The following is a 13,983-nucleotide window of genomic DNA, read 5'->3' on the forward strand; positions in this document are numbered from 1 at the left end:
GCGCTGGATCGTCGACCCCGACGGCGCGGTCGTGCGCGCGGGCCTGGTACTCCACTACGCTGCTCGGCACGGTCTGTGGCAGCTCGACCCCGACATCGCATACCTGTCCGGTGACCGGTTGCCCGCCGGGGTACGTGGTTTCGAGGTCCTCGAGCAGGTGCCCTTCGGCGAACGGCACCTGCGCCTGGCTCTTTCGGCCCGAGATGTCGGAGCGGTCGAGATCCTGGTCCGCGGTGTCGACGTCGACCCCGACGTGCTGCGGCCGCGGCTGCGGTTACGCGGCTCGACGCACCTGAGTGTCGTCCTCACCCGGCTCGGTTCCGGAGCGGCAAGCCGGGCAACGGCATTCATATGTCGTCCGTCACGCTGATCGGCCACGTACCCTGGCAGCAACCGCGCCGTTGTCCGAGTCGGCGCCGACCGCAAGGACGTCCGACGATGCGCATCCTCGCCGCTGCCCTGCTAGCTGCCGGTGTCGCGGCCGGCCTGGCGGTCGCCCCGGTGGCCGCAGCCGAGACGGCGTGTGCCGATCTGGGCGGCACGGTCGACGATGACCAGATCTGTCACGTGCATGCGGAGAACCCCACCTACCGGCTGGACTACGCGTTTCCGGACGATTATCCCGACCAGCAGGCTCTGACGGCCTACCTGACCCAGACCCGCGACGGCTTCGTCAACGTGTCCGAGATGCCGGGGTCGTGGAATCTGCCCTACGTGCTGGACGCCAGGGGGACCGACTACCGGTCCGGACCCGAGGACGCCGGCACCCGCAGCGTGGTGTTCGAGGTGTACGAGAACGTCGGCGGCGCGCACCCCCAGACGTGGTACAAGACCTTCAACTGGGATGTCGAGAGTGAATCCCCCATCACATTCGACACGCTGTTCAAACCGGACACCAGGCCGCTGGACGTGATCTTCCCGATCGTGCAGGCCGACGTGGCCCGCCAACTCGGAGTGAACGCGCCGATCTCACCCGCCGACGGTCTGAACCCCGAGAAGTACCAGGAGTTCGCGCTCACCGACGACTCGGTGATCTTCTACTTCGGTCAAGGCGAGATCATGGCCGGTGCCGGGGGTGCGCTGCAGGCGACGGTGCCGCGCAGCGCGGTCGCGCCACTGCTGGCCTGAGCCCACCCCCGTCCCGTCAGGTCGCCTTGCTGACTTCCTTGTCCTTGCCCGTGACCGGGTCGTAGTTCTCCCAGAACGTGGCGCCGACGATGCCCAGCGCGACCGGGTCGAACGTCGGGTCCAGCCCCTGCTTCTTCTGCTTCTCGTAGTCCCACAGGGCCTTGTAGGCGGGCTGTTGCAGGATGATGATGCCGACGATGTTGAGCCACGCCATCAGGCCGACGCCGATGTCACCCAGGGTCCAGGCTTCGGACGCGCTGGATACGGCGCCGATTGTGACCGACACCAGGATCAACGCCTGCAGCACCAGCGTGGAATTCGAGCCGACCGTGCCGCGCAGGAACGGGACGTCGATGGTGGAGGCCTTGCCCAGCAGGAAGCGCAGGTTCGTTTCCGCCATGTAGTAGTAGGCGATGATCGTGGTGATGCAGAAGAACGCCAGTGAGATGGCGATGAAGCTGGAACCGGCACCGTTCCACAGTGTGTCGAATCCGGTCTGGGCGAAGGCAGGCCCGACTTCGGCGTCGGCCGGCAGGATGCTGCCGCCCTCGCGGATCACCGCGCCGTCGGCGCTCTCGCCTTCGAAGACCCGGTAGGCGCCGGTCGACAGGATCAGGAAACCGGTTGCCGTGCAGATGAACAAGGTGTCGATGTAGACGGCGAACGCCTGAACCAGACCCTGCTTGGCGGGATGCGACACCTCGGCCGCGGCCGCGGCGTGCGGGCCGGTGCCCTGGCCCGCCTCATTGGAGTAGATGCCGCGCTTCACACCCCACATCACCGCGGCGCCGAGAATGGCGCCGAACGCCGAGTCCAGCCCGAATGCGCTGGCGAAGATCAGCGAGATGATGCCCGGGACCTCGCTGGCGTTCATGATGACCACCACCAGTGCGAGAACGATGTAGACCACGGCCATGAACGGCACCACGATCGACGCGAACGTCGCGATGCGCTTGACGCCACCGATGATGACGAACGCCAGCACGATCACGGTGCCGACGGCCACCCACCACGTGGAGAAGCCCCACGCCGTGTTCATCGCCGAGGCCATCGAGTTGGACTGCACACTCGGCAGCAGCAGACCCATCGCCAGGATGGTGACCGCCGCGAAGACGTATCCGTACACCTTCATCGCCGGCGCAGCCTTGGTGTGTGCGAAAGCCCGACTGAGGTAGTACGCCGGGCCGCCACGATATTCACCCGTGAGCGTGTCTCGGGTCTTGTAGATCTGGCCCAGGGTGCACTCGACGAACGACGTGGAGGCACCGAGGAATGCGACGGTCCACATCCAGAACAGCGCACCCGGGCCGCCGAAGGCGATGGCGGTCGCGACCCCGGCGATGTTGCCGGTGCCCACCCGCCCGGCCAGCGACATCGTCAGCGCCTGGAAGCTCGACACGCCCGAGGGCGAGGTCTCGCCCTTAAACATCAGCCGGATCATCTCCGGGACCTGCCGGACCTGGACGAACCTCGACCGGATGGAGAAATACACACCTGCGGCAAGACACAGGTAGACCAGTGCGTTGCTCCACACATAGCTGTTTACCGCGCTCAAGAAATCCGACAACGTCGCGCCCCTTCGTCACCTATCGACAGCCCCGCGATTGCATCTTGCATAGTGGCACCGACGGCCGCGCAATGCATTGCACATGTGTGAACTGGATGTAAGCGACCACAGGACAAACCGGCGCCTTTGTCAGGCCGGAGCGAAGCCGTAAACCCGGCCGTCGCTGGTCGCGGCGATGACGCGCCCGTCGTGGCCGATCGACACCCCGACCGGCCATCCCGTGGCGCCGGGGAGGGGATAGCTGTTCAGGGTGCGGCCATCACCGAGGTCGAAAACGACCAGAGCCATCCCGGCGTCGTCGTCCGTCCCGTCACCGGCGTCTCGGACCACGGTGTAGCCGACCCCGGCGACGCTGGAGGTCGACAGCGGCGAGGTGTCGTCGCGGTTCCAGACCTCCTCGGCCTGCTCGCCGGTGTCACGGAACGCGACGAGTCGGGCGCCCGGACCGCCACCGGCGACGATCACACCGTCGGGGGTGACCGACGGCGGGGTCTGGGCGAGATAGTCCAGCGGCACCGACCATTTCTCGGTGCCGTCCTCGATATCGAGCGCCCACAACCTCTCGTCGCGGCCGTTGACGTACACCGTCGAGCCGTCCGCGGACAGGACGGGGCTGGCCATCGGTCCGCCGCCGACCGCGTCGCTGGTCCACTCGCGGGTGAGCAGCGGAGTCTGACCGGGTCGGTACCGAAGTCCGACCAGCACAGGCTCGTCGGCCCGGGGTTCCCACAGCGTGAGCACGACCATGCCGGTCGCCTCGGAGAAGGCGGGTGCCGCGGCCACCGGGCATTCCGGTCGAGCCAACCGGCAGTCGTCGAGTCCGCGCTGGGAGTCGGTGGGGTCGACACCGGCCACCAGATCCAGCGAGTTGCCGGTCACGGTGCCACGGTGGGCGTCGAACACCAGCACCTGGCCGAGATGGGTGACCACCAGCAGACTGCCCGGCGACAGAAACCGCATCGTCATCGGCATCCCGATCACCGGTTTGCGCCATCGGATCCACTGGGTGGTCGGATACGACAACACCGCGCCGGGTTGACCGACGTAGAGGTTGTCGAACCCGTCCAGCAGTGGGCTGGCGAAGCCGCCGCCCTGAAAGGTCCGGGTGCACCAGCGTTGCCGGCCGAGGTTGTCGGACTCCCAGACCATCAGTGAGCAGCCGCCGGTGGTCTGTGCGTTGATGGCCACCTGGTTCCCGGAACCGAGCGCCACCTGGGATGCCAGGTCGCCTCTGACCGACCGGATCCAGTCCAGGCGCAGCGTATCTGCGCCGGTGACCGGCGAGTGACTGCTGTTCGCGGCATCCGCGTACTGAGCGGACCAGCCCGTCGCGGCGCGCGCCTCGACCCAGGAATCGGTGTTGCCGCAGCCGGCGAGCAGGCCGGTGAACAGCGCCGTCGCGGCCACCGCGATGATTCGCCGGAGCACTGGATCCCTTCTGGATTATCGGAGCGGTCGGTCGCGTCCGGATGTGGTTCGAACCCACGTGAGGGTAACCGCTCCCGGGTGGTGGGCTGGAGCGTAGCGACGGGGCATGTCGCGGGTGTCCTCGCGTAGGCTGTCCGGCCATGACGACGATGTGGGGTGCGCCGCTGCACAAGCGCTGGCGGGGTTCGCGCCTGCGGGATCCGCGTCAGGCCCACTTCCTCACCGCGGCGTCGCTGAAGTGGGTGCTGGCAAACCGTGCGTACACGCCCTGGTACCTGGTGCGGTATTGGCGGCTGCTGAAGTTCAAGCTGTCCAATCCGCACATCATCACCCGCGGCATGGTGTTCCTCGGCAAGAACGTGGAGATCCAGGCGACCCCCGAACTGTCACAGATGGAGATCGGCCGCTGGGTCCACATCGGTGACAAGAACACCATCCGCTGCCACGAGGGTTCGCTGCGCATCGGGGACAAGGTGGTCCTCGGACGGGACAACGTCATCAACACCTACCTCGACATCGAGTTGGGCGACTCGGTGCTGATGGCCGACTGGTGTTACGTGTGCGATTTCGACCACCGGATGGACAGCATAGAGTTACCGATCAAGGACCAGGGCATCATCAAGGGTCCGGTGCGGATCGGACCGGACACCTGGGTGGCGACCAAAGTGACCGTGTTGCGGGGGACCAGCGTCGGCCGTGGCTGCGTACTGGGGGCCCACGCGGTGGTCAAGGGCGAGGTCCCGGACTTCTCGATCGCGGTCGGTTCGCCCGCCAAGGTCGTCAAGAATCGCAAACTGTCCTGGGAGACATCGGCGGCCCAGCGAGCGGAGTTGGCGGCGGCGCTGGCCGACATCGAACGTAAGAAAGCCTCCCGGTAGCGCGTCGCGACCCGCAAGTACTGCGCGTGCTCGGCGTAGGTGACAGCATTTCCGGGGTGACCACAGGGACAGCACAGACCATCGCCTACCCCTCTCCGGATTCCCGGCCCTTCCGTCGGGACGAGGCGCCGCTCGAACCTTTTGTCATCGTGCTGTTCGGTGCGACCGGTGACCTGGCCAAGCGCAAGCTCATCCCGGGGATGGCGTACCTGGATCAATCCGAGTTGGCACCCCACATCCACGTGATCGGAACCTCCCTGGAGGATCTCACCGACGACGAGTTTCGGGCGCTGGCCAAGGAGGCCGTCGACGAATTCGGCACCCACAAGCTCACCGACGAACAGTGGGACAACTTCGCCAGGATCCTCACCTACGTTCCCCAGGGGGCAGGCCCCGAAGCGCTGGCCGTCGCTGTCGCGGAGGCCGAGGCCGCGCTGGTGGCCGGAGCCGACGTCCCCGCCGACGGGGTGCTGGAAGTGCAGCGGCTGCATTACCTTTCCGTTCCGCCGAAGGCAGCGCGCTCGGTGATCACCATGCTGCGGGAGGCCAACCTGGTGGATCGGTCCCGGGTGGTGATGGAGAAGCCGTTCGGCACCGACCTGGCCAGCGCCGTCGCACTCAACCACTTCGTGCACGAAACGTTCAGCGAGTCTCAGATCTTCCGGATCGATCACTTCCTCGGCAAGGAAGCGGCCCAGAACATCCTGGCGTTCCGATTCGCCAACGGTCTGTTCGAGCCCATCTGGAACCGCAACTTCATCGACCACATCCAGATCGACATTCCCGAAACCCTGGGCCTCGACGAGCGTGCCAACTTCTACGAGAGCACCGGCGCCTACAAGGACATGGTGGTGACCCACCTGTTCCAGGTGATGGCGTTCGTGGTGATGGAGCCGCCGACCGCGCTGGAGCCGCGCGCGATCAGCGAGGAGAAGAACAAGGTGTTCCGCTCGATGCTGCCGATCAAGTGCGCCGACGTGGTCCGCGGGCAGTTCGGCGGGTATTGCGAACTCGACGGCGTGGCAAGGGATTCCGATACCGAGACCTTCATCGCGCTGAAGGTCGGCATCGACAACTGGCGTTGGGCCGGCGTGCCGATCTACCTGCGCACCGGCAAGCAGATGGCCGAGGGGATGCGGATCATCTCCATCGCGTTCAAAGAGGCCCCGCGCACGATGTTCCCCGCGGGGTCCGGTGTGGGCTCCCAAGGGCCGGACCACCTGACGTTCGACCTGGCCGACGCCTCCAAGGTCTCGCTGTCGTTCTACGGCAAGAAGCCGGGTCCTGGCATGAAGCTGGAGAAGTTGTCGATGCAGTTCTCCACCCAGGAGACCGAACGGATCGGCGACGTCCTGGAGGCGTACGAACGTCTGATCCTCGACGCGATGCGCGGTGACCACACGCTGTTCACCACCGCCGAGGGCATCGAGTCTCTCTGGGAGCGTTCGATCGACCTGATCGAGGATCCGCCTCCGGTCAAGCAGTACCAGCCGGGGACGTGGGGGCCGAACTCGATTCATCAGCTGATTGCGCCCAATGCGTGGCGGCTGCCGTTCGAGCGGGCGTGGCGGGAGAAGAAGCCCCGCTGAGCCCTCAGCGGTCGGGCAGGGGGCGCTCCACGATGGGTCGGCGCGGGTGCGGCCGACGCTCAGCGCGTTTGGCAGCCAGATACACCTGGGCGGTCTCCACCGCCACCGTCTGCCAAGCGAATTCCGAAGTGAGCCGTTCGCGGGCGGCCTCGGCGCGCTGCTGTGCGGCGACCGGTGAGTCCAGCACACTGCGCACCGCCGCAGCGAGTGCGCCCACATCGTTGGGTGGACACGACACCCCTGTCACACCGTCGATGACGGCTTCGCCGAGACCGCCCGCGTTGGAGCTGACCAGGGGGGCCCCGGCGGCGGCGGCTTCCAGCGCAACGATGCCGAAAGGCTCGTAGTGCGACGGGAGAACCGCGGCGTCGGCGCGATGAAGCAGCTCGAGCAGTTGCGAATGATCAACGCGGCCGACAAAGTTCGTCGCCTTGGACACCCGGTGCTTGCGCGCCTGCTGTCTGAGGAAGTCGAGCTGCGTGCCGTCTCCGGCGATCGTCAGGGTGGCGCCGGGGTGGGTGCGTCGGATCCGGGGCAGGGCGGCGATCGCGTCGTGCACCCCTTTTTCGTACTCCAGGCGACCGAAGTACAGCAGTTCGGCAGGTCCGGAATGCTCGCGGCGAGGCGCGAACGGCCAACCGTCGGTGTCGATCCCGTTGCGGATGACCGAGATCTCGGCGAGTTCCGGACCGAACAGCGTGCTGATCTCGTCACGCATCGACGCCGAACAGGTGATCAGCGAATCGGATTCGCGGACCAGCCACGATTCCAGCGCGTGGACCTGCCGGCTGACCGTCCCCGACACCCAGCCCGAGTGCCTGCCCGCTTCGGTGGCGTGAATGGTGGAAACCAGTGGTACGTCGAAGAACTGGGCCAGGGCGACGGCGGGATGAGCGACCAGCCAGTCGTGGGCGTGAACCACGTCCGGTCGCCAGTCTGCGAGTCCGAGGCCGGCGCGGATCATCGCGTGACCCATGGCGAGGGTCCACGCCATCATTTCGGTGCCGAAGGTGAAGTCGTGTGGGTCCTCGGCCGCGGCGATCACGCGCACCCCCTCGTCGAGGGCATCGGTGGTCGGGTGCGAGTGCGGGTCCGTGGCGGTGGGCCGGCGGCTCAGAACCACGACGTCGTGGCCGGCCATCACGAGTTCGGTCGCCAGGTGGTGCACGTGGCGACCGAGCCCACCGATCACGACAGGGGGGTATTCCCAGGACAGCAGCAGGATCTTCATCGTCACCCGCTCGGCAGTCTCCGCGCGTCGAGCGCGCCGAACAGTCCGTCGGCGCGGTTCCAGCCCGCGGCAAGGTTTTTGGCGTGTTCGTGGCGGCCTGACGCCAGCGCGCCCGCGATCTCGCGGGTGGCATGGGCATGCAGATGGGCACGGTAGCGCGCATAGTCCGCCGCTGAATCTTTGCTGACCATGAACGGCCAGTCGCTCGACACGGTGAGCAGCGTCTCGCGCAGGATCTGGTCGGCGACAAAATCCCTGGGCGTCGGGGAGTCCATCGATGCGGACTGCGCCAGCGCCTTGTCGACCGTCGTCAACGCCGTGTCGACGACTTCGCTGTTGAGCTGGACCAGGTCGGCGACCTTGTCGCCGGCCCACACCTGCCAATCCTTGCCCGAACCCCATGAGCTGGGCGGTAACTCGACCGGTGCGCCGACGTACCCGGTGGCCACCGCGTCGGACAGGGTGCCGACACGAACCCCGGCGGCCGGTAGCGCGCGGAGTACTCGTTCGAGCCAGACGGGACCTTCGTGCCACCAGTGGCCGAACAGTTCGGTGTCGAAGGCGGCGATCACATGGGCGGGCCGGCCGATTCGCCCGCTCTCGCGCTCCAGGCGCCGGCACACCATGTCGACAAAATCGGCCACGTGGGCGTCCACCGCGGCGTCAGCGCGGACAGGGTCATACGGCGCCTTGGCATCCGACGGCACGTTGCGCCCGGTCACCCGCGCCGGTTTGAGTCCGGTCACGTGGTCGTAGGTGTGGAAGTCCCGATATGCCGGATGGCCGGGATATCCGGACTTGGGCGACCAGACCCGGTAGCTGACCTGCAGGTCACGGCCGAAGGCCACCACATCGGAATCGGCCACCGGCCGCCCCAGTGCGGTGTCGCCGTGCAGCGACGGGCCGTCGACCATGAAATGGCCGACACCGGCCGCGGCGTAGCCGTGCTCCATACCCGGCGCATAGGCGCACTCCGGCGCCCAGATGCCGGTAGGGGTGCGGGCGAACCGCTGCTTGGCATCGGCCAGTCCCTCGCGCAGTGCGAACTCGCGTAACCGAGGGTTCAGCAGCGGCTGGAAGGGGTGGGCGAGCGGACCGCCCAGCAGCTCGATGACCTCGCCGTCGAGAAGCTCACGCAGCACCGGGCCGCCACCGTGGCGCCACAGCGCGTCGAACTCGGCCAGCTCCCGCTCGGCATCGGCGTACTCGTGAGCGCCGAACTGCCGCAACGCTTCCGGAGCCGACGCCGGTGAGGACCCCGACGGCGTTCTGATGGTCGCGGCCTCGAGTGCGCGCAGCTGCCAGTTGGCCAGCCAGTGGTGCATGCCCTGTAGGCAGTACGGATCGTCCAGTTGTGCGGCCACCACCGGTGTGACGCCCAGGGTGACCAGATGGCTGCGGTCCTCGGCCGCCAGAGCGCGCAGCACCCGCACCAGCGGCAGGTAGGCCGCCGACCACGACTGGTACAGCCATTCCTCGCCGACCGGCCAGCGTCCGTGATGTGCCAGCCAGGGCAGGTGGGTGTGCAGCACCAGGCTGAACAGCCCCGGAACCTCCCTCACGGGCGCACCGCGATCGCGACGAGGTCGAGGCTGTCGTCGATGTCGGCGCCGGCACCGGCTTCGACGATGTCGAAGTCGTCGGCGCTCACCGACGCGACATCAGCGAGCAGATCGGTGGGCCACGGTGCGTCGGCCAGCGCGCGAGTGATCTGCGCGTCGATGATCGACCCGCCGTGGCGGGCGTCGAGCCCGCGAAGGCGTTCGCCGTGGAACACCCCGTGGACGCCTTCCATCTGGAACCCCGCTGACTCGAGCAGTTCGGTGAGCTCGGCGGCGTTCAGTTCACGGGTGTGGAAGGGGTTGATCGGGGTGTCGCGACCGGGGGAGAAGGTGATGCGGTTCGGGGTCGACATCAGCAGCACGCCGCCGGGGCGCAGCACCCGCAGGCACTCGGCGACGAACTGCCCCTGGTCCCACAGATGTTCGATCACCTGGAAGTTGACCACCACATCAACCGCGCCGTCGGACAGCGGGAGCTCGGCGAGATTCCCCTGGCGCATGTCGACTCGCGGGTAGCGGGCGCGGACGTGCGCCACCGCGGATTCGTCGTAGTCGAGGCCGATCACGTTCCGGGCCACCTCGGCGATCAGGTCGGCGCCGTAGCCCTCACCCGAACCCGCCTCGAGCACGTCGCGGCCCGCGCAGCGGTGGGCCAGCTGGTGGTAGACCACCTCGTGGCGGCGGAACCAGTAGTTCTCCTCGGCCAGGCCGGGCACGGTTCGTTCGCCGGTCAGCGCCATGGGGGCTGCCTCTGAAGCCTTGCCGGGCTCCGTCGATCCGGACACTGATGCGCTCATTGGAAGGCAGGCTAACGCGTAACCGTCCGATCAAGAACTGTTCGCCTGGCCCGGACTGGTCGCAGGGCCGGCGGATCACAAACTTCGACCAGCTATGGTGTTTTTGCGAACCACCGAAAGTTACTTGCGAGTAACATGGTGGTGGGTTCTACAAACGTGATAAAGCAGGCCGGTCATCGGCCCCGTCGAGGAGGACGAACCAGAGTCATGACGAACATCGTGGTCCTGATCAAACAGGTCCCAGACACATGGTCGGAGCGCAAGCTGTCGGAGGGCGATTGGACCCTGGACCGGGAGGCCGCCGACGCCGTGCTCGACGAGATCAACGAGCGCGCTGTCGAGGAGGCGCTGCTGATCAAGGAACGTGAAGGCGGCGACAGCTCGGTGACGGTCCTGACCGCAGGCCCTGCCCGTGCCACCGAGGCGATCCGCAAGGCGCTGTCGATGGGCGCCGACAAGGCGGTCCACCTGGTCGACGACAGCCTGCACGGCTCCGACATGGTGCAGACCGGCTGGGCGCTCGCCCGTGCGCTGGGCACCATCGAGGGCACCGAGCTGGTCATCGCCGGCAACGAGGCCACCGACGGCACCGGTGGCGCAGTCCCGGCGATCATCGCCGAGTACCTGGGCCTGCCGCAGCTGACCCATGTGCGCAAGCTGACCGTCGAGGGCGACAAGGTCACCGGCGAACGCGAGACCGACGACGGCGTGTTCACGCTCGAGGCGTCCCTGCCTGCGGTGGTCAGTGTCAACGAGAAGATCAACGAGCCCCGCTTCCCGTCCTTCAAAGGCATCATGGCCGCCAAGAAGAAGGAAGTGACCACGCTCACCCTGGCCGAGATCGGTGTCGAGGCCGACGAGGTCGGCGTCGCGAACGCCGGTTCCAAGGTGCTGTCGTCGACGCCCAAGCCGCCCAAGACCGCGGGCGAGAAGGTCACCGACGAGGGCGAGGGCGGCAGCAAGATCGCCCAGTACCTGGTCGCCCAGAAAATCATCTAGGCAGATCACTCCCATTTCTCCCATCACCCACAGACAGACATAGAGGTAGACGAAACCCATGGCTGAAGTACTCGTGCTCGTCGAGCACGCCGAAGGTGCCCCGAAGAAGGTCACCGCAGAACTGATCACCGCCGCCCGCGCGCTGGGCGAGCCCGCCGCCGTCGTGGTGGGCAAGCCGGGCACGGCCGAGCCGCTCATCGAGGGACTCAAGTCGGCAGGCGCCGCCAAGATCTACGTCGCCGAGTCCGACGACGCGGAGAACTACCTGATCACCCCGCAGGTCGACGTGCTGGCCTCGCTGGCCGAATCGGCGAGTCCTGCGGCCGTGCTGCTGGCCGCCAACGCCGACGGCAAGGAGATCGCGGGACGGCTGGCAGCCCGCATCGGTTCCGGTCTCCTGGTCGATGTCGTCGAGGTCAAAGAGGGCGGCAAGGGCATCCACTCGATTTTCGGTGGCGCCTACACCGTCGAGGCCGAGGCAGTCGGTGACACCCCGGTGATCACGCTGCGCCCCGGCTCGATCGACGCCGAGCCCGCCGACGGTGCCGGCGAGGTCGTCAGCGTCGAGGTCCCGGCCCAGGCCGAGAATGCGACCAAGATCACCTCCCGCGAACCCGCTGTCGCCGGTGACCGCCCCGAGCTCGCGGAGGCATCCGTCGTGGTGTCCGGCGGCCGCGGCGTCGGCAGTGCCGACAACTTCGGCATCGTAGAGGAGTTGGCCGACTCGCTCGGCGCTGCCGTCGGCGCATCGCGCGCCGCGGTGGACTCGGGCTACTACCCGGGCCAGTTCCAGGTCGGTCAGACCGGCAAGACCGTGTCCCCGCAGCTCTACATCGCGTTGGGCATCTCGGGAGCGATTCAGCACCGCGCCGGAATGCAGACCTCGAAGACGATCATCGCCGTCAACAAGGACGAAGAGGCGCCGATCTTCGAGATCGCCGACCTCGGCATCGTGGGTGACCTGTTCAAGGTGACCCCGCAGCTGACCGAGGCGGTCAAGGCTCGCAAGGGCTAGTTCTCACTGCGAGAGCAGCCGCAGAGGTCCCCGTTTCGTCACGAAACGGGGACCTTCTGCGTTGAGCGGCTGACCCGAAACCGTCACCCAGCGCTCATGAACACGTCACGCACCGCTTGCCGCCACGCCCACCGGCTCAGCAACCGTGCACGGTATGAGCACTGCTTCTGTACTCATCCCGTCCGACACCTCCGCGCCGCGGCATGCCCGCTACTCCCTGCTGCTGTGCACCGACGCCGACTCCATCGAGGCGGCGCAACGGCTGCGCCACGACGTCTTCACCACCGAGCCGGGATACACCCTGGCCGACAGCAGCGGGTCCGGAGGCCGCACAGCCGGTCTGGACGCCGACCGGTTCGACGAGCACTGCGACCATCTGCTGGTTCGTGACGACGACACCGGCGAACTCGTCGGCTGCTACCGGATGCTGCCGCCACCGGGTGCCATCGCCGCCGGTGGCCTCTACACCGCAACCGAATTCGACGTGTCGGCCCTCGATCCGATCCGCCCCTCACTGGTCGAGATGGGCCGTGCGGTGGTGCGCGACGGTCACCGCCACGGCGCTGTCGTGCTGCTGATGTGGGCGGGGATCCTGGCCTACCTGGACCGCAGCGGGTACGACTACGTGACCGGATGCGTCTCGGTTCCGGTATCAGATCCGGCGGGTCGGTCTGCTCGCGGAAGCCAACTGCGCGGGGTGCGCGACTTCGTCATGCGCCGCCATCGCGCGCCCGCGGAGTTCACGGTGCGACCCTTCCGCCCTGTCGTGGTCGACGGTCGTGGCCTCGACGACATCGACCCGCCGGAGCGACTCGCGGTGCCTCCGCTGCTGCGTGGGTATCTGCGGCTGGGCGCCCAGGTGTGCGGCGAGCCGGCCCATGACCCCGATTTCGGGGTGGGGGATTTGCCGGCATTGCTCGCCAAGCGAGACGCCGACACCCGTTACCTGCGGCGACTCCGGTCGGTCGGTGCGGCTGCCGCGATCGCGGACGGGTCAGCATCATGACGATCGCCCACGAACACGCCTGGTTGCAGCGGGCGACCTGTGATGCCGGATGCGTCCACGCAGGCGCAGACGTTCCCGGTCGACAGTGGGTGATCGCGGTGCGCACCGCGGTGCGCGTGACGGCGGCCGCGACGCTGTTCTGCGGTGTGTGGCTGCTGGCCGTACCGATGCCGGGCCGGTCGCACCTGCAGCGTGGTTACTGCCGGATGATGCTGCGCTGTCTCGGGGTGCGGATGTCGGTGTCGGGCGGGCCGATCCGCAACCTGCGTGGCGTGCTGGTCGTCAGTGGGCACGTGTCGTGGCTGGACATCTTCGCGATCGGCACGGTGCTGCCAGGGTCCTTCGTGGCCCGCGCCGACCTCGTCGAGTGGCCGGCACTCGGCCCGATCGTGCGGATCATGAAGGTCATCCCGATCGACCGGGGCCGGTTGCGCAGGCTGCCGTCGGTGGTGGCAGCCATCACCGACCGGCTGCGGTCCGGGCAGACCGCCGTCGCGTTCCCGGAGGGCACGACGTGGTGCGGGCTGGGCTACGGCCGGTTCCGTCCGGCGATGTTCCAGGCGGCGGTCGACGCCGGCCGCCCGGTCCAGCCGCTGCGCCTGACCTACCGGCACAAGGACGGCAGGCCGTCGACCGTGCCTGCGTTCGTGGGTGAGGACTCGCTACTGACGTCCATCAAGCGGGTGATCACCGCTCGCCGCACCGTGTGCCACATCCGGGTCGAGTCGCTGCAACTACCCGGCGACGACCGGCGCGAGCTGGCTGCCCGTTGCGAGGCTGCGG

General features: G+C 67.5%; 13 protein-coding genes. 8 read left to right on the top strand and 5 right to left on the bottom strand.

Annotated elements, in window-relative coordinates:
- Both WA965_RS13730 and WA965_RS13735 read left to right on the top strand, forming a co-directional pair.
- A partial coding sequence (locus tag WA965_RS13730) for a THUMP-like domain-containing protein (protein ID WP_526447637.1) occupies positions 1-370 on the top strand: 370 nt, incomplete at its 5' end.
- 68 nt (positions 371-438) lie between these two features.
- Positions 439-1,128: an esterase gene (locus WA965_RS13735; RefSeq protein ID WP_526298050.1), complete on the top strand. Its 690-nt coding sequence runs from the start codon at positions 439-441 to the stop codon at positions 1,126-1,128.
- A 16-nt stretch (positions 1,129-1,144) separates the two neighbouring features.
- Here the strand turns inward: WA965_RS13735 and WA965_RS13740 are convergent, their stop codons facing one another.
- Together WA965_RS13740 and WA965_RS13745 are read right to left on the bottom strand one after the other, a co-directional pair.
- Positions 1,145-2,695: an alanine/glycine:cation symporter family protein gene (locus WA965_RS13740; protein WP_526298048.1), complete on the bottom strand. Its 1,551-nt coding sequence runs from the start codon at positions 2,693-2,695 to the stop codon at positions 1,145-1,147.
- A 129-nt stretch (positions 2,696-2,824) separates the two neighbouring features.
- Positions 2,825-4,123: a BamB-related PQQ repeat family beta-propellar protein gene (locus WA965_RS13745; RefSeq protein WP_526298046.1), complete on the bottom strand. Its 1,299-nt coding sequence runs from the start codon at positions 4,121-4,123 to the stop codon at positions 2,825-2,827.
- Between the two features lie 140 nt (positions 4,124-4,263).
- Here WA965_RS13745 and WA965_RS13750 point away from each other — a divergent pair, with 140 nt between their 5' ends.
- Together WA965_RS13750 and zwf are read left to right on the top strand one after the other, a co-directional pair.
- A complete protein-coding gene (locus tag WA965_RS13750) occupies positions 4,264-5,001 on the top strand; it encodes an acyltransferase (protein WP_526298044.1) in 738 nt (245 codons plus the stop codon).
- 47 nt (positions 5,002-5,048) lie between these two features.
- A complete protein-coding gene (gene zwf / locus WA965_RS13755) occupies positions 5,049-6,590 on the top strand; it encodes a glucose-6-phosphate dehydrogenase (RefSeq protein ID WP_526298066.1) in 1,542 nt (513 codons plus the stop codon).
- 4 nt (positions 6,591-6,594) lie between these two features.
- Here zwf and WA965_RS13760 read toward each other — a convergent pair whose 3' ends face one another.
- Genes WA965_RS13760 through WA965_RS13770 form a run of 3 tightly spaced genes read right to left on the bottom strand, consistent with a single transcriptional unit; the run spans position 6,595 to position 10,180 of the window.
- A complete protein-coding gene (locus WA965_RS13760) occupies positions 6,595-7,821 on the bottom strand; it encodes a glycosyltransferase family 4 protein (protein WP_526298064.1) in 1,227 nt (408 codons plus the stop codon).
- 2 nt (positions 7,822-7,823) lie between these two features.
- Complete coding sequence (locus tag WA965_RS13765) at positions 7,824-9,383, bottom strand: 1,4-alpha-glucan branching protein domain-containing protein (protein ID WP_526298042.1); 1,560 nt, start codon at positions 9,381-9,383, stop codon at positions 7,824-7,826.
- Positions 9,380-10,180, bottom strand: a complete 801-nt coding sequence (locus WA965_RS13770) for a class I SAM-dependent methyltransferase (protein WP_526298040.1) — start codon at positions 10,178-10,180, stop codon at positions 9,380-9,382. Before WA965_RS13770 ends, WA965_RS13765 begins: the two co-directional genes overlap by 4 nt.
- Positions 10,181-10,387: 207 nt before the next feature.
- Between WA965_RS13770 and WA965_RS13775 the strand changes: the two genes are divergently transcribed.
- From WA965_RS13775 to WA965_RS13790, 4 genes are all read left to right on the top strand, one after another.
- Positions 10,388-11,179 carry an electron transfer flavoprotein subunit beta/FixA family protein gene (locus WA965_RS13775; protein WP_178362116.1) on the top strand — a complete coding sequence of 264 codons (792 nt, stop codon included), beginning with the start codon at positions 10,388-10,390 and terminating at the stop codon, positions 11,177-11,179.
- A gap of 58 nt (positions 11,180-11,237) precedes the next feature.
- Positions 11,238-12,194: an electron transfer flavoprotein subunit alpha/FixB family protein gene (locus WA965_RS13780; RefSeq protein WP_526298038.1), complete on the top strand. Its 957-nt coding sequence runs from the start codon at positions 11,238-11,240 to the stop codon at positions 12,192-12,194.
- A 154-nt stretch (positions 12,195-12,348) separates the two neighbouring features.
- On the top strand, positions 12,349-13,200 hold the full coding sequence (locus WA965_RS13785) for a GNAT family N-acyltransferase (protein WP_526298036.1): 852 nt from the start codon (positions 12,349-12,351) through the stop codon (positions 13,198-13,200).
- Positions 13,197-13,983: lysophospholipid acyltransferase family protein (locus WA965_RS13790; RefSeq protein ID WP_526447639.1), on the top strand; the 787-nt coding region annotated here is incomplete at its 3' end. The genes WA965_RS13785 and WA965_RS13790, both read left to right, overlap by 4 nt.

Source organism: Mycobacterium sp., assembly GCF_049683935.1.
In the GTDB taxonomy this organism is placed as follows: Bacteria; Actinomycetota; Actinomycetes; order Mycobacteriales; family Mycobacteriaceae; genus Mycobacterium.